General features: G+C 59.8%; 21 protein-coding genes. 6 read left to right on the forward strand and 15 right to left on the reverse strand.

Annotated features, from left to right (window positions below; all coding sequences use genetic code 11):
- The first annotated feature begins 102 nt into the window (after positions 1-102).
- Both narX and narL read left to right on the forward strand, forming a co-directional pair.
- Positions 103-1,899 carry a nitrate/nitrite two-component system sensor histidine kinase NarX gene (gene narX / locus ACWKXN_RS10250; protein WP_033145766.1) on the forward strand — a complete coding sequence of 599 codons (1,797 nt, stop codon included), beginning with the start codon at positions 103-105 and terminating at the stop codon, positions 1,897-1,899.
- Positions 1,892-2,542, forward strand: a complete 651-nt coding sequence (gene narL, locus ACWKXN_RS10255) for a two-component system response regulator NarL (protein ID WP_008499531.1) — start codon at positions 1,892-1,894, stop codon at positions 2,540-2,542. Before narX ends, narL begins: the two co-directional genes overlap by 8 nt.
- A gap of 3 nt (positions 2,543-2,545) precedes the next feature.
- Here the strand turns inward: narL and ACWKXN_RS10260 are convergent, their stop codons facing one another.
- The 7 genes from ACWKXN_RS10260 to nasR all read right to left on the reverse strand — a co-directional run bounded on the left by ACWKXN_RS10260 (position 2,546) and on the right by nasR (position 14,879).
- The gene (locus tag ACWKXN_RS10260) at positions 2,546-3,952 is read right to left on the reverse strand and encodes a YchO/YchP family invasin (RefSeq protein WP_454543744.1); all 1,407 of its coding nucleotides are present in this window, start codon (positions 3,950-3,952) and stop codon (positions 2,546-2,548) included.
- A 47-nt stretch (positions 3,953-3,999) separates the two neighbouring features.
- Positions 4,000-6,525 carry a nitrate reductase gene (locus tag ACWKXN_RS10265; RefSeq protein WP_454543745.1) on the reverse strand — a complete coding sequence of 842 codons (2,526 nt, stop codon included), beginning with the start codon at positions 6,523-6,525 and terminating at the stop codon, positions 4,000-4,002.
- A complete protein-coding gene (nirB, locus tag ACWKXN_RS10270) occupies positions 6,522-10,523 on the reverse strand; it encodes a nitrite reductase large subunit NirB (RefSeq protein WP_454543746.1) in 4,002 nt (1,333 codons plus the stop codon). Before nirB ends, ACWKXN_RS10265 begins: the two co-directional genes overlap by 4 nt.
- A 13-nt stretch (positions 10,524-10,536) precedes the next feature.
- On the reverse strand, positions 10,537-11,325 hold the full coding sequence (locus ACWKXN_RS10275) for an ABC transporter ATP-binding protein (protein WP_454543747.1): 789 nt from the start codon (positions 11,323-11,325) through the stop codon (positions 10,537-10,539).
- 9 nt (positions 11,326-11,334) lie between these two features.
- Entirely contained in the window at positions 11,335-12,213 is an 879-nt protein-coding gene (gene ntrB / locus ACWKXN_RS10280) for a nitrate ABC transporter permease (RefSeq protein ID WP_033145770.1), read from the reverse strand.
- Between the two features lie 2 nt (positions 12,214-12,215).
- Positions 12,216-13,463: a CmpA/NrtA family ABC transporter substrate-binding protein gene (locus ACWKXN_RS10285; RefSeq protein ID WP_033145771.1), complete on the reverse strand. Its 1,248-nt coding sequence runs from the start codon at positions 13,461-13,463 to the stop codon at positions 12,216-12,218.
- A gap of 231 nt (positions 13,464-13,694) precedes the next feature.
- On the reverse strand, positions 13,695-14,879 hold the full coding sequence (gene nasR / locus ACWKXN_RS10290) for a nitrate regulatory protein NasR (RefSeq protein ID WP_454543748.1): 1,185 nt from the start codon (positions 14,877-14,879) through the stop codon (positions 13,695-13,697).
- Positions 14,880-14,951: 72 nt separating this feature from the next.
- On the opposite strand from nasR, the gene ACWKXN_RS10295 reads away from it, so the two are divergent.
- From ACWKXN_RS10295 to ACWKXN_RS10305, 3 genes are all read left to right on the forward strand, one after another.
- Entirely contained in the window at positions 14,952-15,305 is a 354-nt protein-coding gene (locus ACWKXN_RS10295) for a DsrE/DsrF/TusD sulfur relay family protein (RefSeq protein ID WP_008499522.1), read from the forward strand.
- 106 nt (positions 15,306-15,411) lie between these two features.
- Positions 15,412-17,196 (forward strand): methyl-accepting chemotaxis protein, encoded by a 1,785-nt coding sequence (locus tag ACWKXN_RS10300; RefSeq protein WP_454543749.1) that lies wholly within the window; start codon positions 15,412-15,414, stop codon positions 17,194-17,196.
- 211 nt (positions 17,197-17,407) lie between these two features.
- Positions 17,408-17,647 carry a DUF1883 domain-containing protein gene (locus tag ACWKXN_RS10305; RefSeq protein ID WP_096149913.1) on the forward strand — a complete coding sequence of 80 codons (240 nt, stop codon included), beginning with the start codon at positions 17,408-17,410 and terminating at the stop codon, positions 17,645-17,647.
- 30 nt (positions 17,648-17,677) lie between these two features.
- Here ACWKXN_RS10305 and ACWKXN_RS10310 read toward each other — a convergent pair whose 3' ends face one another.
- Both ACWKXN_RS10310 and chaB read right to left on the reverse strand, forming a co-directional pair.
- Entirely contained in the window at positions 17,678-18,373 is a 696-nt protein-coding gene (locus ACWKXN_RS10310) for a gamma-glutamylcyclotransferase (protein ID WP_047061041.1), read from the reverse strand.
- Between the two features lie 177 nt (positions 18,374-18,550).
- Entirely contained in the window at positions 18,551-18,781 is a 231-nt protein-coding gene (gene chaB / locus ACWKXN_RS10315) for a putative cation transport regulator ChaB (RefSeq protein WP_054830003.1), read from the reverse strand.
- 270 nt (positions 18,782-19,051) lie between these two features.
- Between chaB and chaA the strand changes: the two genes are divergently transcribed.
- The gene (gene chaA / locus ACWKXN_RS10320; protein WP_023312122.1) at positions 19,052-20,152 is read left to right on the forward strand and encodes a sodium-potassium/proton antiporter ChaA; all 1,101 of its coding nucleotides are present in this window, start codon (positions 19,052-19,054) and stop codon (positions 20,150-20,152) included.
- Between the two features lie 88 nt (positions 20,153-20,240).
- On the opposite strand, the gene kdsA is transcribed toward chaA, so the two are convergent.
- From kdsA to hemA, 6 genes are read right to left on the reverse strand one after another with little or no spacing between them, the layout of a single operon-like run.
- Entirely contained in the window at positions 20,241-21,095 is an 855-nt protein-coding gene (gene kdsA / locus ACWKXN_RS10325; protein ID WP_023335996.1) for a 3-deoxy-8-phosphooctulonate synthase, read from the reverse strand.
- Positions 21,096-21,131: 36 nt separating this feature from the next.
- Positions 21,132-21,941 (reverse strand): invasion regulator SirB1, encoded by an 810-nt coding sequence (gene sirB1 / locus ACWKXN_RS10330; protein ID WP_023312124.1) that lies wholly within the window; start codon positions 21,939-21,941, stop codon positions 21,132-21,134.
- Between the two features lie 3 nt (positions 21,942-21,944).
- Positions 21,945-22,337 carry an invasion regulator SirB2 gene (sirB2, locus tag ACWKXN_RS10335; protein WP_032656670.1) on the reverse strand — a complete coding sequence of 131 codons (393 nt, stop codon included), beginning with the start codon at positions 22,335-22,337 and terminating at the stop codon, positions 21,945-21,947.
- Positions 22,334-23,164, reverse strand: a complete 831-nt coding sequence (gene prmC, locus ACWKXN_RS10340; RefSeq protein WP_214579703.1) for a peptide chain release factor N(5)-glutamine methyltransferase — start codon at positions 23,162-23,164, stop codon at positions 22,334-22,336. Before prmC ends, sirB2 begins: the two co-directional genes overlap by 4 nt.
- Positions 23,164-24,246, reverse strand: a complete 1,083-nt coding sequence (gene prfA / locus ACWKXN_RS10345; protein WP_021240360.1) for a peptide chain release factor 1 — start codon at positions 24,244-24,246, stop codon at positions 23,164-23,166. The genes prmC and prfA overlap by 1 nt, the downstream gene beginning before the upstream one ends.
- Positions 24,247-24,287: 41 nt before the next feature.
- On the reverse strand, positions 24,288-25,544 hold the full coding sequence (hemA, locus tag ACWKXN_RS10350) for a glutamyl-tRNA reductase (RefSeq protein ID WP_023335999.1): 1,257 nt from the start codon (positions 25,542-25,544) through the stop codon (positions 24,288-24,290).
- Between the last annotated feature and the right edge of the window lie 49 nt (positions 25,545-25,593).

A 25,593-nucleotide genomic window follows, 5' to 3' on the forward strand; every position in this document is an offset into this window, starting at 1 on the left:
GCAATTTAGGGGTAATCCTTTATTGGTATGGGTATACTCCAGGGTATGCACCAGAATAGCGCCATTCCTGCAAGCAGGCCACGTCAGGAGCACGCCACCTCTATGTTAAAAAGATGTTTATCTCCGCTGACGCTCGTGAATCAGCTCGCTCTGATTGTTTTGCTGTCCACCGCCATCGGCGTGACCGGCATGGCGATCTCCGGCTGGCTGGTACAGGGCGTACAGGGTAATGCGCATGCCATCAACGAGGCAGGCTCGCTACGCATGCAGAGTTATCGCCTGCTGGCGTCGGTTCCCCTGACGCAGGACGATCGGCCTCTGATTGATGAAATGGAGCGCACGGTCTTCAGCCCCGAACTGGAAAACGCCGCCATCCGCGCCGGTCAGCAATATCAGCTTAAAGCCCTTCAGGGCTACTGGCACACCCAGCTGGAGCCCGGGCTGAAACAGGCGCGCAGCACGGAAACCGTTGCGCAGGACGTGGCGGGGTTCGTCTCACGCATTGATGCGCTGGTCTCCTCTTTCGACCAAACCACCGAATTACGCATCGACCGGGTGGTGATGGTGCACCGCGCCATGGCGCTGTTTATGGGGCTGCTGCTGATCTTCACCATCGTCTGGCTTCGTGCGCGGCTGCTGAACCCGTGGAAACAGCTGCTGGCAATGGCCCGCGCGGTGACCGCACGCGATTTTACCCAGCGCACGCACATCAGCGGGCGCAACGAGATGGCCATGCTCGGCCAGGCGCTCAACACCATGTCTGCAGAGCTCTCCGAGAGCTACGCGGTGCTGGAACAGCGCGTTCAGGAAAAAACGGCCGGACTGGAGCAGAAAAACGAAATCCTCTCCTTCCTGTGGCAGGCCAACCGTCGTCTGCACATGCAGGTGCCGCTATGCGAACGCCTCTCTCCGGTGCTGAACGGCCTGCAAAATCTGACCCTCCTTCACGACCTTGAGCTGCGCGTCTACGACGTGGAAGACGAAGATAACCATCAGGAATTTACCTGCCAGTCGGATATGTCCTGCGATGACAAAGGCTGCCATCTTTGCCCTCGCGGCCTGCCGCCGCTGACGTCCGGCGGCACCACCCTGAAGTGGCGCCTGACCGACAGCCACACCCAGTACGGTATTCTGCTGGCAACGCTGCCAGCCGGGCGTCACCTGAGCCACGACCAGCAGCAACTGGTCGATACGCTGGTCGAACAGCTAACGGCCACGCTGGCGCTCGACAGGCATCAGGAAAAGCAGCAGCAGCTGATCGTCATGGAAGAGCGCGCGACCATCGCCCGCGAGCTTCACGACTCTATCGCCCAGTCGCTCTCCTGTATGAAAATGCAGGTGAGCTGCCTGCAGATGCAGGATGCGGAGATGCCCGAAAGCAACAAGCAGCTGCTCAGCCAGATCCGCAACGAGCTGAACACCTCCTGGATACAGCTTCGCGAGCTGCTGACTACCTTCCGTCTGCAGCTGACCGAGCCGGGTCTGCGCCCGGCGCTGGAGGCCAGCTGTCACGAATTTAGCGCCCGACTGGGGTTCCCGGTGAAGCTGGACTACCAGCTGCCGCCGCGGTTTGTCCCCTCCCACCAGGCCATACATGTACTGCAAATCGCCCGTGAAGCACTGAGCAACGTGCTCAAGCATTCCGGCGCGACGGCGGTAACGGTCACCGTCAGCCAGCACAGCAATCAGGTGAAGCTCACGGTTCACGACAACGGCCGCGGCGTGCCGGAAAATGCCGAACGCACTAACCACTATGGTTTAATTATTATGCGAGACCGCGCCCAAAGCCTGCGCGGTGATTGCCAGGTTCGCCGGAGAGAGACGGGTGGCACGGAAGTCGTGGTCACCTTTATTCCCGAGAAACCGCTTACAACTGCTCAAGGAGAAACCCATGACTAATCAGGAACCGGCATCCATCCTGTTGATCGACGACCATCCGATGCTGCGTACTGGCGTGAAACAGCTGGTCAGCATGGCGCCCGATATCACCGTGGTTGGCGAAGCCAGCAACGGTGAACAGGGCATTGAGCTTGCCGAATCCCTCGATCCCGATCTGATCCTGCTGGATCTGAATATGCCCGGCATGAACGGTCTGGAAACCCTCGACAAGCTGCGGGAAAAATCGCTTTCCGGGCGCATCGTCGTCTTTAGCGTGTCGAACCATGAAGAGGATGTGGTCACGGCGCTGAAGCGCGGGGCGGATGGTTATCTGCTCAAGGATATGGAGCCGGAAGACTTGCTTAAGGCGCTGCAGCAGGCCGCGGCGGGCGAGATGGTTCTCAGCGAAGCCTTAACGCCGGTGCTGGCCGCCAGCCTGCGCGCCAATCGCGCCACCTCTGACCGCGACGTCAGCCAGTTAACCCCGCGCGAGCGCGATATTCTCAAACTCATTGCCCAGGGGCTGCCGAACAAAATGATCGCCCGCCGCCTGGACATCACCGAAAGCACGGTCAAAGTGCACGTGAAGCATATGCTGAAGAAAATGAAGCTAAAATCCCGCGTTGAAGCCGCGGTGTGGGTGCATCAGGAACGCATTTTTTAAGGATTACTCCTCCGGCAGAAGCTTCCAGCGCGGGTCGTTGTCCGGCAATGCGACCAGCGGCTGCACGACGGTCAGCACGATCTCATTGGACGAGACGCGCTGGCCTTTCTCATCTTCCACTACCGCCGACAGGTGCCAGCGGTTTGTCGCCCCTTCACGGTCATCCCAGGCAGGCATAATTACACTCCAGCCGTCGCTGCTGTTGCTTTTGGACGGCGACGTCAGGCTCAGCGCCTGCGTATCCCCCTGCCAGTGGATCTCACGAATGCCGTGCGCGCTGCGAACCTGAAGCTTCAGCATAACGGTCTCGCCCCCTTTCAGATCCCACGGCGGCGTCGCCAGCCAGACGGACAGCGTTTTACGCTGGCGGAACTCCATCACCGGCAGGCTATTGCGCTCCGGCGAGTCGTAGCGGCTTCCGCGCAGGGAGCGCGTGGCGGCGACTTCACCGGCGGAAAGCTGCTTCACCAGCGGCACGCCAAAGCGATAGTTGAGCTTCAGCCCGAGGTTATTCTGGCTCGCGCCACTTTCGCCCTGCTTGTGCGCGGCGGTCAGGGTGACCAGCGGCACGGGGGTATAGTTAAGCCCCAGATTCACCGCCACCGGATTGTGATAGCCCGTTCCGCTGTTGAAGAGATCGACGTTATCGCCGAAGTATTGCTCGAAGCTCACGCTGGTATTCAGATGATGGAACCACGGCAGCCAGGCTTTAGCGGTGACGTCATAGCCGCGCGCCATGCGCTGCTCCTGGACGTCAGAGCGATCGCGCCAGCCAGCAAAGGGCTGATAATAGTTGGCTGACAGGCGCAGATTTTCCCCCCACGCTTCCGCGCCCAGCCCGGCACGCTGCAGGTTTTCATCCAGCAGGTTATCGTAAAACGTGTTGTAACCCAGCAGCCATTTCCCGGCGACCCAGCGCTGGCCTATTCCGGCGTTACTGACCAGACCATCCGCCTGCTGGGTCAGGCCAAGCTGGCTCCAGCTCAGGTAACGGTTGTTATCGTTCCAGGGGATAAACCAGCTCCCGCTGCTGCCGTTAAATTTGCCGTCGTTATCCACCAGTAGGTTCACGCTGGCGTTCCCCCAGGGCGAAAGCCAGGATTCAATCTGCTGGTTCACTTCGCCGCTCACCGCGTCGCGCACCTGACCAAACGCAAACTGACGCGCCTGCTCGCCCGTTGTCATGCCATTGTCGGTCATGCTGGCTTCACCGAAGGCTTTCGCCATTTCGGCCAGGTGTTTTTCCCCCTCGCCCGTTGGCGCCGCCATGCCGAGGTCGGGCAAACTATCCCCGTTATTATCGAAGGGATTTTGCGCCTGCTGGATAAAGGAATTCGGCGCACCGTGAACGGCTCCGGCCGTAACAAGGGAGAGTAAAAACAGCAAACGAATGCGGGACGATACAGCCATCAACGTCGTAAATAAGAACCTGTGTTAATGAATAAACTCTTATTATGTTAACGCGATAAGCCTTGAAATGCAGTCCAGGCGGACATTTCAGGATTATCCTGAAACAGCCCTTTCAGCTCCGGCACGCAGGAGCCACAGTTCGTACCGCAGCGCAGCGTCGCCCCCAGCGCGGTGACGGAATCACACCCGCCGACGATCGCCTCCCGTATCGCATTCTCCCCGACGCTGAAACAGCTGCAGATGATGCGTCCCGGATCCGCCGCCTCCCCGACGCTCTGCCCGTTCAACAAGGCGTGGCGTTCTGCGAGAAGCACGGGTGGGGATTGAAAAGCGGCTTCAATCACCGCATGCGCCAGCGCCGGTAACGCGGAGCCCTCCCAGAAGCCCAGCATCAGCTGGCCTTCATGCCAGGCCAGCACGCTGCTGCGTTCGCCGGTTTGCGCAACCTGCAGCTGCCAGCCACGAGCGCTGGCGTATTCCATTACCCACGGCAGCAGCGGTTGATCGCCCGCCACCGTCAGGCGTGAGGCTTTACGCCACCAATAAGCCGAAGAGGGCATTTCCGGCCATTCCCGGGCATAGAGTTCCCCCTGCCAGGCGGGCTGCCAGGGCAGGATCCTGACGGCGGTTTGTTTACTCTCTGGCTGGCCCGAAACCGGATCGCAGCGCCCTTCCACCAGCGCATTCACCTTTCCCTGGCGGGCAAACCCGGCGTTCCAGTGCATCGGGGCAAACGCCTCGCCTTCCCGTATCCCGTCGCTGATTCGCACTCTTGCCACCATCACGCCGCGCGGCGAGCTGATGCGCGCCAGCTGGCCGTCGCACAGGGAAAAACGAACGGCGTCTGCCGGGCCAACCTCAACAAACGGTTCGGCGATATGCTGCATCAGCCTCGCCACGTATCCCGTTCGGGTCATGGTATGCCACTGATCGCGGATGCGCCCCGAGTTGAGAATCAGCGGGTATAAGGCGCTGACCGTCGCGCCGTGCGACAGAGGGATAACGGGAACGATGTTTCGGCGCGGAAAACTCCCCGTCGGCCACTGATAAGGCTCAAGCTGATCCCACTCCTCACGGGTTAGCGCAGCCAGTTCATGAAGATTCAATGCCCGCGCGCCGTCATTTTCAAAGGCCGTCAGCGCCGCATGTTCGCAAAAAATCTCGTGCGGATGTTGCCAGGCAAAGGCCTCGCCGTAGCCCAGCCGTTTCGCCATCTGCGCGACGATCCACCAGTCCGGCTTCGCTTCGCCCGGCGCGGGCAGAAACGCGCGCTGGCGCGAAATGCGGCGTTCCGAGTTTGTCACCGTCCCGTCCTTCTCCCCCCAGCCCAGCGCCGGAAAACGGATATGGGCGAACCGGCTGGTATCGGTATCCTTCATCACCTCAGAAACCATCACCAGCGGGCAGCTCGCCAGCGCCTGACACACCGCGTGGCTGTCGGGCAGCGACACGGCAGGGTTAGTGCCCATGATCCACACCGCCTTCACCTCGCCGCGGGCAATGGCGTCAAACAGCTCCACCGCCATCAGGCCCGGGGTTTGCGCCAGCCGTTCCGTTCCCCAGAAACGCGCCACCCGCGAGAGATCGTCCGGCTCAAAGTTCATGTGCGCCGCCAGCTGGTTAGCCAGCCCGCCCACTTCCCGTCCGCCCATCGCGTTTGGCTGTCCGGTCAGCGAAAACGGGCCGCAGCCCGGACGGTTGAACTTCCCGCTGGCAAGATGAACGTTAATGATGGCGTTACACTTGTCGCTGCCGCTGGCGGACTGGTTGATCCCCATGGTGTAGAGCGTGATGGCCCGGGGCGCCGTCATAAACCAGTCATAAAAGGTGCCTATATCCTGCGGCGAGAGGCCGCAAAACGCCGCCACGCGCTCAACGGGCCACTCATCCGTTCCCTGAATCACATTAAGCAGACCGACAAACAGCCCGGCGTCGCTGCCGGGGGCGAGCGCCAGATGCAGATCGGCAATATCACAGGTGGCGGTTCTGCGGGGATCGATCACCACCACCTTCATCCGCGGGTTGTCGTGCTTCGCCTGCACCAGCCGCTGGTAGAGCACCGGATGCGTCCAGGCCGCGTTCGAGCCAGCCAGCACCACCAGATCGCTGTTTTCCACATCCTCGTAGCCGCACGGCACCACGTCTTCGCCAAAGGCGCGCTTGTAGCCCACCACAGCCGAGGACATGCAGAGCCGGGAGTTGGTATCGATGTTTGCCGCGCCGATAAATCCTTTCATCAGCTTGTTGGCGGCATAGTAATCCTCGGTCAACAGCTGGCCGGAGGCGTAAAACGCCACCGCCTGCGGCCCCCATTTATCGATAATCTCCCGCAGGCGCTCTCCTGCCGCGCTCAGCGCCTGCGCCCAGTCCACCTCAAGGCCGTCAACGACCGGGCGCAAAAGCCGCCCCTGTAAGCCCGTGGTCTCCCCCAGAGCCGATCCTTTCACGCACAGGCGACCCAGGTTCGCAGGATGGGTTTCATCTCCCCGAACGCTGAGCGCTTCACCTTGCACGCGGACGATCACGCCGCAGCCCACCCCGCAGTAGGGGCACGTTGTCCGGGTTTCCGTCATGAGGCCTCCGCACGCATTACCAGGGCGTCGCTGCCAACCCACACCTTGCCGTTTTCAATTTTCACCGGCCAGGCGCGCACCGCGGGTTCGCCGCTCTCCACCTGACAGCCGTCGCGCAGGCGAATGCGCTGCTTGTAGAGCGGTGAAATCACCACCGGCTCGCCCGCCGCATCGCCAAGAATGCCGCGTGAAAGCACGTTCGCATCGCCGCCCGGCTCCCGATCGTCGAGGGCGTAAACGGTTTTACCAAAGCGGAAGAGCGCAATCGGCTTACGTCCAAGCCGCGCGCCGATGCCCGCCTGCTCGGGGATATCGTCGATGCCGCAAATTTCCTGCCAGCGCTTGCTTTCATCCGGCGCAGTCTCGTTCACCGTCGTGCGGAACAGCGCCAGGCGGCTGGGATCGCTGAGCGTGGTTTGCCATTCGCACTGGTAGGCTTCCACCACCCGGGCCATCTCCTGCTCCAGCTCGTGGGCGATGCCGAGGCTGTCGGTGATGATCACCTCCCGCAGATAGTCGAGGCCGCCTTCCAGGTTGTCCATCCAGGTGCTGGTGCGCTGCAGGCGATCCGCCGTGCGGATGTAAAACATCAGGAAACGGTCGACGGTGCGGATCAGCGTTTCGTCGTCCAGATCGCTGGCGAAGAGATCCGCGTGGCGCGGCTTCATCCCGCCGTTGCCGCACAGATAGAGGTTCCAGCCCTTATCGGTGGCAATCACCCCTACGTCTTTGCTCTGCGCCTCCGCGCATTCGCGGGTGCAGCCTGAGACCGCCATTTTGATTTTGTGCGGCGCGCGCAGGCCCTTGTAGCGGTGCTCCAGCCGGACCGCGAGGCCGGTGGAGTCCTGCACGCCGTAGCGGCACCAGGTCGAGCCGACGCAGGATTTCACCGTGCGCAGGGATTTACCGTAGGCGTGTCCGGTTTCAAACCCGGCCTCCACCAGCGCCTGCCAGATCGCCGGCAGCTGTTCGAGGGTGGCCCCAAACAGGTCGATACGCTGACCGCCGGTAATTTTGCTGTACAGGCTGTAGCGTTTCGCAATCTGCCCGATGGCAATCAGCCCGTCGGCGGTCACTTCCCCTGCGGGCATGCGCGGCACGATGGAGTATGTGCCGTCCTTCTGGATGTTGGCGAAGTAGCGGTCGTTGGTATCCTGCAGCGGCAGGTGCGCCGGTTTCAGCAGATACTCGTTCCAGCAGGAGGCGAGCACCGATCCCACCAGCGGCTTGCAGATCTCGCATCCGTGCCCCTGTCCGTAGCGGCTGATAAGCTGGTCAAAGGTGCGGATATGGTTGACGCGCACGAGGTGGTAAATCTCCTGGCGCGAGTACGGGAAGTGCTCGCAGATGTCCTTTTTCACCTCCACGCCCTGCTCCGCCAGCTGGAACTCCATCACCTGCTTCACCAGCGCGCTACATCCGCCGCAGCCGGTCGCCACTTTGGTGCACTGCTTAACGGCGCCGATATCCGCCGCGCCCGCGCTCACCGCCCGGCAAATATCGCCTTTACTGACGTTATGACACGAACAGATCTGCGCGCTTTCCGGCAGCGCCGCCACGCCGAGCGCTTTTGGCGCGCTGCCTGACGACGCGGGTAAAATGAGCGTTTCCGGCTCTTTCGGCAGGCTGATGCCGTTAAGCATCATCTGCACCAGCGTGGCGTATTCGCTGGCATCGCCCACCAGCACGCCGCCCACCAGCACGCCGCCGAGCAGCGTTTTGCCGTCGTGGCTGACCACGATTTTCTTGTAGATTTGCTGCGGGCCGTGCGTCCACTGGTAGCTCAGCGCCCCCGGGGTGCGCCCGTGGGCGTCGCCGAACGAGGCCACGTCCACGCCGAGCAGCTTGAGCTTAGTGCTCATATCCGCGCCGGTGAAGGTTCTATCCTCTCCCGTCAGCGCGGCGGCGGCCACGCGCGCCATCTGATAGCCGGGCGCGACCAGACCGAAGATTTTCCCCTCCCACAGGGCGCATTCGCCGATGGCCAGCACGTCCGGATCGGAGGTCTGGCAGCCGTCGTCAATGCAGATCCCGCCGCGTTCGCCGATAGCCAGCCCGCTGCTGCGCGCCAGCGCGTCCTGCGGACGGATGCCCGCCGAAAAGACCACCATGTCCGTTTCCAGCTGTTCGCCATCGGCAAAGCGCAGCACCAGCCCGCCGTCCGCGGTGGCGATCTCCGTCGTGGCTTTACTGGTGTGAACGCCGACGCCCAGCGCCTCGATTTTCTTGCGCAGCATCGCCGCGCCGTCGTTGTCGAGCTGGACCGCCATCAGGTTGGGCGCAAACTCCACCACGTGGGTTTCCAGCCCGAGCTGCTTCAGGGCATTCGCCGCCTCCAGTCCGAGCAGGCCGCCGCCAATCACCACGCCGCGGCGCGAGCCCGCCGCATGTGCAGCAATGTTGTCCAGGTCGTCAAGAGTGCGGTAGACAAAACAGCCCGGCAAATCGTTGCCCGGCACGGGCGGAACGAACGGGTATGAGCCGGTCGCCAGCACCAGCTTTTCCCAGTGGGTCTCATGCCCGCTGGCGGTACGCACCACGCGCGCGTCGCGATCGATAGCGACGATCTGCTGCGACAGGCGCAGCTCAATGCCGCTGTCGGCAAAGAAATCCCCCTCCACCAGCGAGAGCGACGCCGCGCTGCGGCCGCCAAAATATTCCGACAAATGCACGCGGTCGTAGGCGGCATAGCGCTCCTCGCCAAAGACGACAATCTGATACTGCTGATGCAGATTGCGCTTAACGCAGTCTTCGAGGAAATGATGGCCGACCATACCGTGCCCAACCACCACCAGAGTAGGTTTTGTCATAGCATTCTGTCCTGCAACCTGCGGTTGCGTAGTGAAACGATCGAACAGCCAGTCCGCGTGGGCGGGCGCAGCCGTTGCCAGTAAATCGGTAAACGTTGCCGCGCTGCGGCAGTCGCCCATCAGCAGCGCGCCAGCCAGCGCCCCCTGATGGATCAATAAACGACGATAGTGACGGGTCAGCGGATCCCATGCGCTCCAGACCACGTCGCCCTCCTGCTCCGCCGCACGGCCGAGGCTGAACAGCTCCACGCCCGTCACCTTGAGGCGCATCCCGCTGTCGGTCAGGGTAAACGGCGCGGTAGCGTCCCCGGCCAGCCGCGCGGCCAGGATTTCCGCCTGCGCCAGGCAGGGGGCGACCAGGCCAAACGTCTTCCCGTCAATTTCGCAGCACTCGCCGATGGCGTAGACGTTCGGTTCGGAGGTTTGCATCTGGTGATCCACCACGATGCCGCGCGCGCAGCGAATGCCGCTGGCCTGCGCCAGCGCGACGCTGGGCTGCACGCCGGTCGCCAGCACCACGCGAGCGGCGACGACGCGGCGCCCGTTGAGCAGCGTCACGCTATTCCCGCTCACCGCTGCGATGCCCGAGGCGAGCTCACAGCGCACGCCCCGCGCCGCCAGCGTCTCTTCCAGCAGCATTCCCGCCTGCCGATCCAGCTGCTGCTCCATCAGCCACGGACCGCGATGAACCAACGTGACGTTGTCACCTGAGCACGCCAGCGCTGCCGCCGTCTCAACCCCGAGCACGCCGCCGCCCAGCACCACCGCCGGACCGGCGATCGTCCGAATGGCACGGGTATCCTCCAGGGTGCGGAACGTGAACACATGCGGCGCATCGCAGCCGGGGATTGGCGGAATAAAGGGCGTTGATCCGGTGGCAAACACCAGCGCGTCCCAGCCCAGCGTGCGGGCGGTGGTTTGCACTTCCCGCGCGTCCACGTTCACGGCGATCGCCTTTTCACCCCGCAGCACCGTCACGCCGCGCGACTGGTACCAGTCTTCATCCTGCAGACAGATGTCTGCAGCCTGCTTTTCACCGCCCAGGACCGGCGAAAGCTGGATGCGGTTATAGGCATGCTCCGGCTCGTCACCGATGACGGTGATAGCGAAACGACCGGCAGCACGCCCGGTGAGCGCGGCAATCAGCCGCGTGGCCGCCATGCCATTTCCGATAATGACCAGTCGCATCAAAGCCCCCTCGTTACGCCGCTTTCGGCTGCTTTTCATAGAGGAAATGGAGGATCTGCTGGCGCATGTGGTGATAGCGGCTGTCGTCGGCCAGCTGCACCCGGTTGCGCGGGCGCGGCAGGTCCACGCGCAGGATCTCCCCGACGGTGGCCGCCGGGCCGTTGGTCATCATCAGCACGCGATCGGAGAGCAGCACCGCCTCGTCCACGTCGTGGGTAATGAGCACGATGGTGGTGTTCAGCGCCTGCTGGATCTGCATCACCGAGTCCTGCAGATGCGCGCGCGTCAGGGCGTCGAGCGCGCCGAAGGGTTCATCCATCAGCAGGACTTTCGGCTTCATCGCCAGCGCGCGGGCAATACCGACGCGCTGCTTCATGCCGCCGGAGATCTCCCCCGGGCGCTTGTGCAGGGCGTGCCCCATCTGCACGCGGTCGAGGTTATGCTCAATCCACTCCCTGCGCTCCGCCTTGCTCATGCTGTGGCGAAACACGTGATCGACCGCCAGGGCCACGTTGTCGAAGCAGGTGAGCCACGGCAGCAGCGAATGATTCTGAAAGACCACGGCGCGCTCCGGACCCGGCCCGGCGATTTCACGGTTGTCGCAGATCAGCCCGCCTTCCGTCGGCAGGGTAATACCGGCGATGAGGTTCAGCAGCGCCGATTTGCCGCAGCCGGAGTGCCCGATCAGGCTGACGGTTTCGCCCTCGTGGATATCAAAAGAGACGTTTTGCAGCGCCAGAAACTCGCCGCTGGCGGTGGAAAAACGCTGGCTCACGGCCTGGACCTGAATTAATGGTTTCATGTTCGCTCCTTATTTTTCCTGCCAGCTAAAGCGACGGGCGATCAGCATCAGCCCCTGCTCCAGCAGCAGCCCGACCACGCCAATGATGACGATGGCGATGAGAATGTTTTCGACATTGAGGTTGTTCCACTCGTTCCAGATCCAGAAGCCGATCCCTAAACCTCCGGTGAGCATCTCAGCGGCGACGATCACCAGCCAGGCGATGCCGATGGAGAGACGCACCCCGGTCAGCACCGCGGGCAGCACCGCCGGGAAGAGAATGCGGCGCATGATGGTCCACTCGGAAAGCTGCAGCACCCGGGCCACGTTGAGGTAGTCCTGCGGAATGCGGCGTACGCCTTCGGCGGTGTTGATCACCATCGGCCAGATGGAGCAGATGAAAATGGTCCAGCTCGACGCGGGTTCCGCTTTCTGGAACAGCAGCAGGCCGATGGGCAGCCAGGCCAGCGGGCTAACCGGGCGTAACAGCGCGATCAGCGGGCCGAACATGCGAGAGAAAAAGGTGAAGCGACCAATCAGGAAGCCGAGCGGGATCCCGGCGAGCGCGGCCAGGCCAAAGCCCACCGCCACGCGCTGTAATGAGGCGAGCACGTTCCAGCCGATGCCCATATCGTTAGGCCCGTCGCGATAAAACGGATCGGCAAACAGGGTGATGGCGGAATCGAGCGTGCTGAGCGGCGTCGGGAAACCTTTGCTGTTAATCGCCGCCAGCTGCCAGAGCACCACCAGCAGTCCCAGACCGAGAAACGCCGGGATGATGCGCTGGAGGATCGCGTTAATCCGACGCGCAAACGTCGGCGTACGGCGGCGAACCTGCACCGGAGGCAGGACAATCACCTCCCCACTCTCCGGCGTCTCGTGTGAATTCGTCTTTTGCAGATGCTGCATAATCAGGCCTCTTTACGGTGAATGGCGAAACGGCTGGCGTATCCTTCCGGGTCTGTACCGTTCCAGACGGTGCCGTCCATCAATGTGCTGCTGCGTAATGGTGAAGTCGGTGTGCTGATGCCCCCCACCGCCGTGGCGGCATCCTGCCAGACCGCGGTCTGGTTAATGCGCTGCGCGATGCCCGCGTAGTCCGGCGCGGATTTGAGCAAGCCCCAGCGGCGGAACTGGGTTAAGAACCACATGCCGTCGGAGAGATACGGGTAGCTGACGGCCCCCTCGTTGAAGAAGCGGATCGGGTGCGCGTCCTGCCAGCGCTGGCCCAGGCCATTGTCGTACTCGCCGAGCATGCGTCCGGTGAGATACTGTTCTTTGCAGTTGAGCCACGCCCGGCGGGAGAGGATCTGCGCGGTCTCGCGTTTGTTTTCCGGGGAGGCTTCGATCCAGCGCGCCGCCTCCAGTACCGCGCTCACCAGCGCCCGCGCGGTGTGCGGGTTTTTCGCCACCCAGTCGCGGCGCGTACCGAGGATTTTTTCCGGATGATCGGCCCAGATAGACTGCGACGTGGCGGCGGTAAAACCGATGCGGTCGTTGATTGCCCGGGCGTTCCACGGCTCGCCGACGCAAAAGCCAACCATGTTGCCAATGCGCATGTTCATCACCATCTGCGGCGGCGGCACCACCACCGTGCGCACGTCGTCAAAGGGGTTAATGCCCGCGCTGGCCAGCCAGTAGTAGAGCCACATGGCGTGCGTCCCGGTCGGGAAGGTGTGCGCGAAGGTGTAGGTGCCGGGCGCCTGCTGCCCAATGAGCTTTTTCAGCCCGTCAAGGTCTCGTACGCCCTTCTCAGCCAGATCGCTGGAAAGCGTAATCGCCTGGCCGTTCTGATTGAGCGTCATCAGGTTCGCCATCTGCTGCGGCTTGCCGGCGATGCCCAGCTCCAGGCCGTACAGCAGGCCGTAGAGAATGTGCGCGGCATCGAGTTCGCCCGCCACCAGCTTGTCGCGCACAGCCGCCCAGCTCGCCTCTTTGGTGGGCACGATGGTAATACCGTATTTTTTATCAAAGCCTTTCAGCGCCGCGATAACCACCGGGGCGCAGTCGGTCAGCGGGATAAACCCGATGCGCACCGTTTCCTGCTCCGGTTTATCCGAGCCTGCCGCCCATGCGGCCTGCATGATACCCGGTAACAGCATTGCGCCACTCGCCAGCACGCTGGCCTGCAAAAAACGCCGTCTCGACAAATCCGCCATGACCAACCACTCCTGAAAAAAAACCAAAAAAAAGCGCCCACGATGCCGAAGCACCAGTGGACGCCTTTATCCCGAAGACGCATGCGCCGCCGTTGGCGCATCGTCAAAAATGGTTAATCCGATAATGCAAAGTGAATGCCAGGTTTTAACCCGCAGTTTCCGGGGCGCTAACCGAACTCCCCTCGCCTGCACGCACCTTAATCAGGCACAAAATGCCCGCTGACCGTGCAGCTACTCCTTTGGTGTTACCTGCCATAAATTCTTCACCATTAGCAGCGCGCGGGCGATATCCACCATCCTTTGGTTTTTGTCCATCGCCATTTTGCGCAGCGCCGTCCAGGCCTGTTCCTCACTCATATTCTGGTGGGTCATCAGCACGCTTTTCGCTTTATCAATGACTTTGCGCTCTTCAAGCGTATCGCGCAGCGATGCTAGCTGGCGCGAGAGCTGTTCTATCTCGCGTGCCTGCTGGCGCACCAGGGTGAGCAACGGTTTTTCCGGATACTGTATCAGCGGGTCGTCCTGCTCATCGGCGGGAGGCACGTACTCATCGTTACGGTAAATACGCTCGTCCACCGCCGTCATCAGATCGGCGATGAGCGTCTCCTCCAGCGTGCGCAGATGCTCAAGGCGCGCGGTTTGCAGAGCAAACCAGGCCAGAGCGGTAAGGCCATCATCCGCGGCAGGCTGGCGAGTACAGGCTACGCGCCGGAGTTGCTCCGTTTCACGATCGGGCTGGCAGTGGAGAGAAAAGGTGGTCTGGACGTCAGCGGAGCTGTGTGAGAGAAAAATTTCAAAGCAGGCCTGCTGCCCGTCGATGCGGTCAACCAGCCTCTGGCGAGTCACATCATCGAAAAAGCCCTGCGTGAAGCCAATCGCCCCTAGGGCCCGTTCCTGTCCCGCCAGCTCTTTCCCCTGCATCAGGCTATAAAGGGCAACAAAACGCCCGGCGATTTGCGGATCGTCAATGCTGTCATTGAGCTGCGGCACGATACTGAGCAGATGGCGAAGCATGCGGGAGTAGTGTTCCATCGCCTGCGGCGCCGTTACCGTTTGCTGAATAACACCGTCGCGCAGCGCGGGAAGCATGTCCAGGCTCTGAAGCGCGCCGCCGATACGTTCACAAACGGTACTTCCCGGGATCGGCGACTGTTTTTCAAGAATGTCATAAAGTGCAGCGAGGTTTTCATCCACCAGCGCCCGGCTGGCTTTGCATTCAGGGGCGTAGAGCTTACCCTGTGAGCAGAGCCAGACGTTGGACGCCCCACGCTCGCACTGTAACATATGCACAAGTTGGCTAATACCGTGCACAAGCACGCCAAGCTGTGCCAGCTTGCTGAGCTGCTCCCGGCGCATCATTCTTGCGCGCTCGAGCCATTCAGCAGCGCCTGGCAAAATGCCAGCCATTAATGTCATGCTTACTCTCCAGAACAGCGAAACTCGGGAAAGTTAAGCAATATTCGTGCCTTTATAAGAACAGGAGTCAACATGCAAAAGATTGTGATCGTCGCCAACGGTGCGGCTTACGGCAGCGAATCCCTTTTCAACAGCCTGCGCCTGGCGATTGCGCTGCGTGAAAAAGAGAGCGACCTGGCGTTACGACTCTTTTTAATGTCGGACGCGGTCACCGCGGGGCTGAAGGGTCAAAAACCGGCAGAAGGCTATAACATTCAGCAGATGCTGGAGATCCTCACCGCGCAAAACGTGCCGGTGAAGCTGTGCAAGACCTGCACCGACGGCCGCGGCATTACCGGTCTGCCGCTGATTGATGGCGTAGAGATTGGTACGCTGGTTGAGCTGGCCGAGTGGACGCTGTCCGCCGATAAAGTATTAACTTTTTAATAATAAACCCGTAAAAATATTATTTTCTTATGGACGCGGTTTCAGCATCAAGTTTACCTGCGGGGTTGCCGATAGGCATGGAAACAACACAGCAGGTATTTCACTTATGTTCAGATCGATTCGTGCACGCATCATCGTGGCGACGGCAGGCTGTCTGGTCGTCGCCCTTCTCCTTAATACCGTTATCAACTTCCAGGTCACGCGCCAGGATAACCAGCAGTCCCAGCGCGATATCCTGACCAGCACCAGCGCCAGCCATAACATGGCGATTGCCGACTGGGTAAAAAGCAAGATGACGGTGATCGCCTCCGCGCAGACCGTTGCGCTGAATGACGACCCGGTTCCGGTGTTTAAACAGCTTGCGCAGGCGGGTGGATTCACCAACGTCTATGTTGGCTACGCCAGCAAAACGGCGAAATTCTCTGAACCGGCGGGCGTTCCGGCGGACTATGACCCCACTATTCGCCCGTGGTATCAGCAGGTGGTCAGCACGGACGCTCCGGTTGTCACCGCGCCCTACGTTGACGCGGGGACCGGTAAACTGGTGGTAACCTTCGCCGTGCCGGTGAAAGAAAATGGCACGCTCAAAGCGGTGGTGGCGGGCGATGTGGCGATGGACAGCGTGGTGGCTAACGTGCGCGGGATCCATCCCACCCCGGCCAGCAGCGGGCTGCTTCTGAACAGCGACGGCAGCGTGATTGCCGCTAACGATCCGGCTCTGACGCTGAAACCGTTTGGTGAGACGATCAAGGGCATTGATTTTGCTGCGCTGAAAAGCGGTAACCCCGTCGACGGAACGCTGAACGACGCGGAAAAAACCTTCGTGGCGACAGCCGTGCCGGGCACAAACTGGCTGTTAGTCGTCGCGCTCGACAGCGGTGACGCCACCTCCGGCATGCGTTCCCTGCTTAAAGCCTCGGGGATTTCGCTGGTGATCCTCGCACTCCTGAGCGCGGCGATTGTGCATTTCCTGATTGCCCGCCTGCTCAAGCGTTTGTCCGACATTCGCGACGCGATGCACAACATTGCTAACGGCACTAACGATCTGTCCCAGCGCCTGCCGGATAACGGCGAAGACGAGGTCGCGCAGATTGCCCAGGCCTTTAACGCCTTCAGCGATAAGCTGTCGGTGGTGATGGTGCAGCTCCGTGACGCCAGCGAATCGGTGAAAAACGCCGCGCAGGAGATTGCCGCAGGTAACCAGGATCTTTCCGGACGTACCGAGCAGGCGGCATCCAGCCTGCGCGAGACGGCCAGCGCCGTGGAGCAGATCACCGCCTCCGTGACGCAGTCGAATGAATCGGCGGCAGAAGCGAACGACCAGGCGAGCAAGGCCTCAGCGGCCGCGGCGCGCGGCGGCGAGGTGGTATCGCAGGCGATCAGCACCATGCAGTCCATTGAAGTCGCGTCGGCAAAAATTGGCGATATCACCAGCGTGATTGACGGCATTGCTTTCCAGACCAACATTCTGGCGCTGAACGCCTCCGTCGAGGCGGCGCGTGCGGGTGAGCAGGGGCGCGGGTTTGCCGTCGTAGCAGGTGAAGTGCGTAACCTGGCGAGCCGTAGCGCTCAGGCGGCGAAAGAGATCAAATCGCTGATTGATTCCACCACCGACAGCGTGGCAACCGGCTCCCGCTACGTGCATCTGGCGGGGGAAAGCATGGATGAGATCCGCTCCAGCATCGGCAGCGTCTCTGGCATCATGCGCGAAATCTCCATCGCCACCAGCGAGCAGATGAAAGGGATTCATGAGATCAACCACGCGGTGACCCATCTCGACAGAATGGTTCAGCAGAACGCCGAGCTGGTGGTGGAATCCGCCGCTGCCGCGGGTGCCCTGCAGAGCCAGGCGGGCGACCTTGCTGAAACAGCCGGGCATTTCCGCATTTAATCTTCTTCCGGCGCGCGTTTAGCGGGTAAAACGCGCGCCAGCGTAAATTTTGAGGAATTTTGTCATTTTTGTTTAATCGTTATGCCATTTTTTGATCAAAATCAGCATCTCGCCCCCTCCCCTTTGGTGTTATGCCATGAGTGAATTGTGAACAACATCACGCTCGGATATGGCAGCAGGGAGAGCGTTGTTTAAGACTACGGGGTAAAAAATGGCACTGGTAAAAACAAGTTTGAAACTGTTTGGCGGGGATACGGTAGTGGTGCGTTGCTCAGAACGCTGTCGTATTCATCTGATGAGTTCGAAAGTACAAAAACAGTCCCAGGCGGATATTCTCACCGTACAGGACGATAAGGCCTGGCTTACCGTGCCGTATACCGGCACGTGGGATGTGCTGATTGACAGCCACAGCCAGTCGCTGGAGCATTCCGTCAGCTACGTGGCAGCATAAGTTTAAACGCCCGGCAAGCCGGGCGTATTGTCAGGCAAAACCCGGTCGCAGCGCGCTGTTGAGCGGGTTCCCTTCCAGCAGCGCCTTCACCTTCACCACCAGCTCATTCAGACAATCGTCCTTCATGCCGAGGCGCGTCAGCTCCTGATCGAGGGAGAAGAGATACTGCGCGTTGGTGCCCAGCGGCCCGCTGGCAGCGGCAATCAACGGGGCAATCACCTGCGTGCGGGTATCCGCTTCATACAGCGGATGACGCGGGTCCATAATAAACACCAGCGCGTTGACGGTGCGTCCGTCGTCCAGTTCCAGCTTGCACCAGCTCGGCATATAGCAGCCGGTGATCATCTCGCGCTTCCAGAGCAGCGTGAGCTCCTCTTCCAGCGTGGCATCCGGCAGGCGATACGCCACGCCCGTGGTGCGTCCGCCCTCTTTCAGTGCAAGCATGCGCCCGGGCTGGCACGCGCTGCCGCGTCCGGCCGTCAGGCGCAGGCAAAATGCGCGATGCCAGCCAGGCAGCGTTCCCGTTGCCGATTCGACAAATTCCAGAGCCGGGTTCCACATCAGGGAGCCGTAGCCAAAAATCCATACCGGGCCATCATCCGGGCGGCAGGCAAGCGTGGCAGCGAGTGACGCCGCACGTTGTTCAGCTGACCAGAGAAGCGATTCCTCAATAGCACCAAATGCCGTCTTACAATCTGCCTTCATTAAGAAATCACGCGTTAACACTTTCCACCTCCGCCACTGCATGCTTCCTTGCGACATCTGTAATTCGCCTTCCCGGCATTTTATGCTGGTCATTTTGCCAGCAGTCGAATAACGATAAGCAATTAGCGGACCAGTTGCAATACAACGGAAGTTCAACCGCCTGAAAAGTCAAAATGAAGGCAGCGAATCATTTCATGGCTATTTCTTTTTATGCCATTTATCGTCGTCTCCTTTCTCATAGTCATGTTTTACTGCGGCCCAGGCGACTTTGTGGGCCGTCTCTTCACGGCTGGCATCATCCCGACGATCGTCCTTGTCTTTGTACTGATCCCAGGCGCTGTTGAACGCCTCTTTGTAGATATCCTGCGCGTGAGCGGGCAGCACGTTTTGTACGTTATCCGGTAATTCGCGTTTCGCTTTATAGGGCATTACTAACCTCTCTTTTGGTTAAAGAGATAAGTGTGGACGACGATACGCCATGGTGCCACCCGGCAATTATTTATGAATAAATTACATTTTTAATTTATTGTTATTTAATGATTAATCAGTAAAAAACTCGCATTATACCCATCATCAATGAAAATAATGACAAAGGGTAAAATTAAGTAAAAAATAAAGGGTATTTAACAGAGATCTGTTAGTTTAATGACCTCAAAAATCTATCTATAATTACAAGCACCTGCATTGATGGAGAAGCACATGACAGCAACACACGAGGCGGTAAAGACCCGCCACAAGGAGACGTCACTCATTTTCCCGGTTCTGGCACTGGCTGTGCTGCTCTTCTGGGGAAGCAGTCAGTCACTGCCAGTGGTGGTTGGTATCAATATTCTTGCCCTGGTCGGCATCTTAACCAGCGCATTTAGCGTTGTTCGCCATGCGGACGTCCTGGCCCACCGTCTGGGCGAGCCGTACGGATCGTTAATTCTCAGCCTTTCCGTTGTTATTCTCGAAGTCAGCCTGATTTCCGCCCTTATGGCAACCGGCGATGCCGCGCCGACGCTGATGCGCGACACGCTTTACTCGATCATTATGATAGTGACGGGCGGCCTGGTGGGCTTCTCTCTTCTGCTGGGCGGGCGCAAATTTGCGACCCAGTATATGAACCTGTTCGGCATTAAACAGTATTTGATCGCCCTCTTCCCGCTGGCGATTATCGTGCTGGTCTTCCCGATGGCGCTGCCGGGTGCAAACTTTTCCACCGGGCAGGCGCTGCTGGTCGCACTGATTTCCGCCGCCATGTACGGCGTGTTCCTGTTGATTCAGACCAAAACGCACCAGAGCCTGTTTGTGTACGAGCATGAAGATGACGGCGACGATGATGACCCGCACCACGGCAAGCCGTCGGCCCACAGCAGCGCGTGGCATACGGTTTGGCTGATCGTGCATCTGATTGCGGTGATTGCCGTCACCAAGATGAACGCTAACCCGCTGGAGACGCTGTTAACCGAGCTGAACGCGCCGGTGGCGTTTACCGGCTTCCTGGTGGCGCTGCTGATCCTGTCCCCTGAAGGGCTGGGCGCGCTGAAAGCGGTGTTGAATAATCAGGTACAGCGCGCAATGAACCTGTTCTTCGGCTCCGTACTGGCGACGATTTCACTTACCGTACCGGTGGTGACGCTGATTGCCTTTATGACGGGCAACGAGCTGCAGTTTGCGCTGGGCGCGCCGGAGATGATTGTGATGGTCGCCTCGTTGCTGCTGTGCCAGATTTCGTTCTCAACCGGGCGCACCAACGTGCTGAACGGCGCGGCGCATATGGCGTTGTTTATTGCGTATCTGATGACGATATTTGCGTAATTTTATGCGGCGCGGGCTGATGCCCTCATCCCAACCCTCTCCCACAGGGAGAGGGAGAACAAAAAACCCGCCGAAGCGGGTTTTTTTATTAATTGCTGGTATCCAGCTCGTCGAAGCTCTTCACCAGATCGTCAATCGCTTTGATCTGTTTCAGGAACGGCTCCAGCTTGTCCAGCGGCAGCGCGGATGGGCCGTCGCATTTCGCGTTAGCCGGATCCGGGTGCGCTTCAATGAACAGACCGGCCAGACCGGTCGCCATGCCGGCGCGCGCCAGCTCGGTCACCTGAGCGCGACGGCCGCCGGACGCGGCGCCGAACGGGTCGCGGCACTGCAGAGCGTGCGTCACGTCGAAAATCACCGGAGACTGACCGGAGACATTTTTCATTACGCTGAAGCCCAGCATGTCGACAACCAGGTTGTCGTAGCCGAAGTTTGCGCCACGGTCGCACAGGATGACCTGATCGTTGCCGCCTTCGATAAATTTATCGACGATGTTGCCCATCTGGCCTGGGCTGACGAACTGTGGTTTCTTCACGTTGATAACAGCGCCAGTTTTCGCCATCGCCGCAACCAGGTCAGTCTGGCGAGCGAGGAACGCCGGGAGCTGAATCACGTCCACCACGTCTGCCACCGGCTGCGCCTGTGAGGCTTCATGCACGTCGGTGATCACTTTCACGCCAAAGGTCTGCTTCAGCTCCTGGAAAATTTTCATTCCCTCTTCCAGGCCCGGGCCACGGTAAGAGTTGATAGAGGAGCGGTTGGCTTTGTCAAAAGAGGCCTTAAACACGTACGGGATGCCCAGCTTCTGGGTCACGGTCACGTAGTGTTCGCAGATACGCATGGCGAGATCGCGGGATTCCAGCACGTTCATGCCGCCAAACAGTACGAACGGCAGGTCGTTTGCTACCTTGATATCACCAATGCTAACCACTTTTTGTTTCATAGGATCGCCTTATTCAGGTGTGAATCGGAATTAAGATTAATGCAGTGTAATTTGTTTGTGCGAGATCGCGTTGATCTGCGCACGAATCATTTCGCTAATGGGATCTTCCGGACACTGCTCAACGAAATAATTCAAATCATTCAGCGCCACGTGCTCACAGTCGAGCTGCGCGTAGATCAGCCCACGATCGCGAATTTCGTACGGGTCTTCCGGGTTGAACTGCAGCAGTACTTCACTGGCGCGCAACGCCAGCTCCATCTGACGCTCTTCCATTAACGCAGACTTCAGCGTATCCAGCAGCTTGCGGATCACTTCTGCGTTATCCGCCTCGTCGAGATCTTCGTTGAAGAGCTCAGCCACCGGGCTGATATTGCCTTTCAGCCACACGTCCAGCGTATGTTCATCCAGCGTGTCGCCGTTGAAAGGATTAATGAGCCACATTTCGCCGTCCAGCCACTCAGCACGCAGGATCATCTGCGTCGGGAAAATGACCGGGACCAGCGGAATATCCAGACGGTGCGCGACCCACAGCAAAATAGAGCCCAGCGCCACGGCGCTGCCCTGACGATTTTTTAAGACCTGGTCCAGCCATAACGCGTCAGACAGGCGATACACGCCCCGCGTGTCGCAGAAACCCCATTCGCCGTAGAAAAGCTCCAGCAGCTTCTCTAATTGCCAGTCTTGCGGGCGAGCCTGATTAATCTCTTCACGCGCCAGGCTGACCAGATTCTCCAGCTCATCGTAGACAAACTGCGACGTAAAATCGTCGCGAATCATCTCGGAAATCAGGATCATGCCATCGCAAAGCGGCACTTTATTAAATTCGAAATCGGCTAAGGACCTCATGACTTACCCCAGTAACGGTATTCTTGTGGTGGCGAGTTTAATGATGATGTACAGCACCACCAGACCCAGCAGAAAGGCGATAAACCCGACCTGCTGGCTGCGCGGACGACGACGCCCAAGCGCGATAAAACCCAAAACGATGTAGATGATAACGCCAAACAGCTTTTCAGTCAGCCATGCACCTTTATCAGTAAATGGCAGATAGCCGGTCTTCCACATGAGCCCGGCACCGGAAAGGAGCAATAGCGTGTCGATGCAGTGCGGTGCGATACGCACCCAGCGGGCATCCATCAGCGGATTGTTGCTGTAGCGCCACCAGTAACGGACGATGAAAAAGCTGATGGTCAGCGCAACGGAAATGAGGTGGACAGTAATGAGCACGGTAAACAGGCTCATAGCCACTGCCCCAGCGTCAGGCGTTCGTTGCCGCCATAGTCGCGGCAGGTTTCGACAGCGGCGTAGCCAGCTTGCGTAAACAGTGCCCGAACGGCTTCTCCCTGCGTCCAGCCATGCTCCACCAGCAGCCAGCCGCCGGGAAGTAAATGCTTCCGTGACATTGTCACAATGTGTTCGAGATCGGCTAATCCCGCGTTGGCGGCCACGAGCGCCGTCAGCGGTTCGAAGCGCACGTCTCCCTGCGAAAGGTGCGGGTCATGTTCGTCGATGTAGGGAGGATTGCTGACAATCATCGCAAATGAGCGATTCTCCAGCGCGGCAAACCAGCTGCTTTGCAGCACCGTCACGTTGCGAAGCCCGAGACGTTCCACGTTACGCTGCGCCAGCGCCACCGCGTCGGACATCACATCCACCGCCGTTACCGCGCAGTCGGGCCGCTCGGTGGCCAGCGCCAGCGCGATAGCACCGGTGCCGGTACCGAGATCGAGAATGCTGCAGGCCGTCGCAGGTAAACGCGCCAGCGCCTGCTCCACCAGACACTCGGTGTCCGGACGCGGGATCAGCGTCGCCGCCGAGACGTACAGCGGTAACGACCAGAACTCACGTTCACCGACCAGATGCGCCACCGGCTCTCCGGTTTTACGGCGGGCAAGCAACGCGCCGAGCTGCGCTTCCTGTTCCGCGGTCAGTTCGGTTTCGCCAAAAGCCAGCAGATACGTGCGGGCTTTACCCGTCACATGCTCAAGCAAAATTTCGGCGTCGCGTTTCGGGCTTTCGCTTTCTGAAAGCTCACCGGCCGCCTCACGTAACCAGCGCTGAAAATCCATTATTCCTGCTCTGACAGCGCCGCCAGCTGGTCGGCCTGGTATTCCTGCACGATAGGCTCAATCAGCATATCCAGCTTCCCTTCCATCACCTCGTCCAGACGGTACAGCGTCAGGTTGATGCGGTGATCGGTTACGCGCCCCTGCGGGAAATTGTAGGTGCGGTTACGGTCGCTGCGATCGCCGCTGCCCAGCAGGTTACGGCGCGTAGACGCTTCCGCCTGCTGGCGTTTCGCCATTTCGGCTGCGTGGATACGCGCGCCCAGCACGGACAACGCCTTGGCTTTGTTTTTGTGCTGCGAACGCTCGTCCTGACATTCGACGACGATGCCGGTCGGCAGGTGGGTAATACGGATAGCGGAATCGGTGGTGTTAACGTGCTGACCGCCCGCGCCAGAGGAGCGGAACGTATCAATACGCAGGTCCGCCGGATTGATGTCGGGCAGTTCAGCTTCCGGCAGCTCAGGCATCACCGCAACCGTACAGGCGGAGGTGTGAATGCGGCCCTGAGATTCGGTGGCCGGCACGCGCTGCACGCGGTGACCGCCGGATTCAAACTTGAGACGACCGTACACGCCGTCGCCGCTGATCTTGGCGATAACCTCTTTGTAGCCACCATGTTCGCCTTCGTTGGCGCTCATGATCTCCACGCGCCAGCGACGCGATTCGGCATAGCGGCTGTACATGCGGAACAGATCCCCGGCAAACAGCGCCGCTTCGTCACCGCCGGTACCGGCACGCACTTCCACAAACGCGTTACGCTCGTCGTCCGGATCTTTCGGCAGCAGAAGCACCTGAAGCTGCTGCTCCATCTCTTCAGAACGCGCTTTCGCATCCTGCAACTCTTCCTGCGCCATCTCGCGCATTTCAGGATCGTCGAGCATCATCTGCGCGGTTTCGATATCTTCCTGAACCTGTCGCCAGTCGGTAAAGCATTTAGAAACATCACTTAACTGCGCGTATTCACGCGAGAGCGCGCGAAAACGTTCCTGGTCCGCAATGGTCCCGGCATCCCCGAGCAGCGCCTGTACTTCTTCATGGCGCTCGTGCAGAGCTTCCAGTTTAGCGACGATAGAAGGCTTCATAGGCGTAAGTGCACCTTGTCTTAGAAAATGGGTATAGGGCGCTATTCCAGCCCGAGGCTGTTGCGCAGAATAGTCAGGCGTTCATCATCCCCGTCACGGGCAGCCTGCTGAAGAGATTTGGTTGGTGCATGGATCAGGCGGTTGGTCAGTTTCCACGCCAGATCCTGCATAATCGCATTTGCGTCGCCGCCCTGTTCAAGGGCTGCTAACGCTTTGGCAGTCAGGTCATCACGCACCTGCTCCGCCTGCCCGCGGTACTCGCGGATGGTCTCGCTGACGCTTTGCGCGCGCAGCCAGGCCATAAACTCACTGGTTTCCTGCTCAACGATGGTTTCCGCCTGAACCGCCGCCGCTTTACGCTGGGCAAGGTTGTGCGAAATGATGCTTTGCAGGTCATCCACGCTGTAGAGATAGGCATTAGGCAGCTTTCCCACTTCCGGCTCAACATCGCGCGGGACGGCGATATCCACCAGCAGCATCGGCTGATTACGGCGGGACTTCAGCGCACGCTCCACCATACCTTTTCCGATAATCGGCAGCGGGCTGGCGGTTGAGCTGATAATAATGTCAGCCTCTTTCAGGCGTTCATCGATGTCGCTCAGGGCAACCACCTCTGCACCCACTTCATCCGCCAGCACCTGCGCGCGTTCGCGGGTGCGGTTAGCGATAATCATCTTTTTCACTTTATGCTCGCGCAGATGGCGCGCCACAAGTTCGATGGTTTCGCCCGCCCCCACCAGCATCACGGTGACGGTAGAAAGGGATTCAAAGATTTGGCGCGCAAGGGTGCAGGCCGCGAAAGCAACAGAAACCGCACTGGCACCAATGTCGGTTTCTGTTCGCACACGCTTCGCCACGGAGAACGACTTCTGGAACATGCGCTCCAGCTCGCTGGCCTTCAGATGCCCTTTTTGCGAATCCGCAAAGGCTTTTTTCACCTGACCCAGAATTTGCGGCTCGCCCAGCACGAGCGAATCCAGCCCGCTGGCGACGCGCATCAGATGGCTGACGGCATCGTTGTCCTGATGCCAGTACAGGCTGTTGCGCAGCTCGTCTTCATTGAGATTGTGGTAGTCGCATAGCCAGCGGATCAGCGCTTCGTGCAGGTTGTCCTGCTCTTCCACGCTTAAATACAGCTCGGTACGGTTGCACGTCGAGAGCACCACGCCACCCTGCACCATAGGCTGTGCAAGCAGGCTGTCCAGCGCCAGGTCAAGCGTATCCGGCGAAAACGTCACGCGTTCTCGCAGCGAAACCGGAGCCGTTTTGTGGTTGATGCCGAGTGCTAATAGGGTCATGTTGAGCGGGAGTAGTACCAGCGTTAATAAGGTTAGCAGAACGCATCAT

The organism is Enterobacter sp. UPMP2060 (assembly GCF_053709655.1).

What these genes read in the sequence shown, in the direction of transcription:
- narX (WP_033145766.1), top strand. Translation starts at nt 103, where the DNA reads ATGTTAAAAAGATGTTTATCTCCGCTGACGCTCGTGAATCAGCTCGCT.
- narL (WP_008499531.1), top strand. Translation starts at nt 1,892, where the DNA reads ATGACTAATCAGGAACCGGCATCCATCCTGTTGATCGACGACCATCCG.
- ACWKXN_RS10260 (WP_454543744.1), bottom strand. Translation starts at nt 3,952, where the DNA reads ATGGCTGTATCGTCCCGCATTCGTTTGCTGTTTTTACTCTCCCTTGTT.
- ACWKXN_RS10265 (WP_454543745.1), bottom strand. Translation starts at nt 6,525, where the DNA reads ATGACGGAAACCCGGACAACGTGCCCCTACTGCGGGGTGGGCTGCGGC.
- nirB (WP_454543746.1), bottom strand. Translation starts at nt 10,523, where the DNA reads ATGCGACTGGTCATTATCGGAAATGGCATGGCGGCCACGCGGCTGATT.
- ACWKXN_RS10275 (WP_454543747.1), bottom strand. Translation starts at nt 11,325, where the DNA reads ATGAAACCATTAATTCAGGTCCAGGCCGTGAGCCAGCGTTTTTCCACC.
- ntrB (WP_033145770.1), bottom strand. Translation starts at nt 12,213, where the DNA reads ATGCAGCATCTGCAAAAGACGAATTCACACGAGACGCCGGAGAGTGGG.
- ACWKXN_RS10285 (WP_033145771.1), bottom strand. Translation starts at nt 13,463, where the DNA reads ATGGCGGATTTGTCGAGACGGCGTTTTTTGCAGGCCAGCGTGCTGGCG.
- nasR (WP_454543748.1), bottom strand. Translation starts at nt 14,879, where the DNA reads ATGACATTAATGGCTGGCATTTTGCCAGGCGCTGCTGAATGGCTCGAG.
- ACWKXN_RS10295 (WP_008499522.1), top strand. Translation starts at nt 14,952, where the DNA reads ATGCAAAAGATTGTGATCGTCGCCAACGGTGCGGCTTACGGCAGCGAA.
- ACWKXN_RS10300 (WP_454543749.1), top strand. Translation starts at nt 15,412, where the DNA reads ATGTTCAGATCGATTCGTGCACGCATCATCGTGGCGACGGCAGGCTGT.
- ACWKXN_RS10305 (WP_096149913.1), top strand. Translation starts at nt 17,408, where the DNA reads ATGGCACTGGTAAAAACAAGTTTGAAACTGTTTGGCGGGGATACGGTA.
- chaB (WP_054830003.1), bottom strand. Translation starts at nt 18,781, where the DNA reads ATGCCCTATAAAGCGAAACGCGAATTACCGGATAACGTACAAAACGTG.
- chaA (WP_023312122.1), top strand. Translation starts at nt 19,052, where the DNA reads ATGACAGCAACACACGAGGCGGTAAAGACCCGCCACAAGGAGACGTCA.
- kdsA (WP_023335996.1), bottom strand. Translation starts at nt 21,095, where the DNA reads ATGAAACAAAAAGTGGTTAGCATTGGTGATATCAAGGTAGCAAACGAC.
- sirB1 (WP_023312124.1), bottom strand. Translation starts at nt 21,941, where the DNA reads ATGAGGTCCTTAGCCGATTTCGAATTTAATAAAGTGCCGCTTTGCGAT.
- sirB2 (WP_032656670.1), bottom strand. Translation starts at nt 22,337, where the DNA reads ATGAGCCTGTTTACCGTGCTCATTACTGTCCACCTCATTTCCGTTGCG.
- prmC (WP_214579703.1), bottom strand. Translation starts at nt 23,164, where the DNA reads ATGGATTTTCAGCGCTGGTTACGTGAGGCGGCCGGTGAGCTTTCAGAA.
- prfA (WP_021240360.1), bottom strand. Translation starts at nt 24,246, where the DNA reads ATGAAGCCTTCTATCGTCGCTAAACTGGAAGCTCTGCACGAGCGCCAT.
- hemA (WP_023335999.1), bottom strand. Translation starts at nt 25,544, where the DNA reads ATGACCCTATTAGCACTCGGCATCAACCACAAAACGGCTCCGGTTTCG.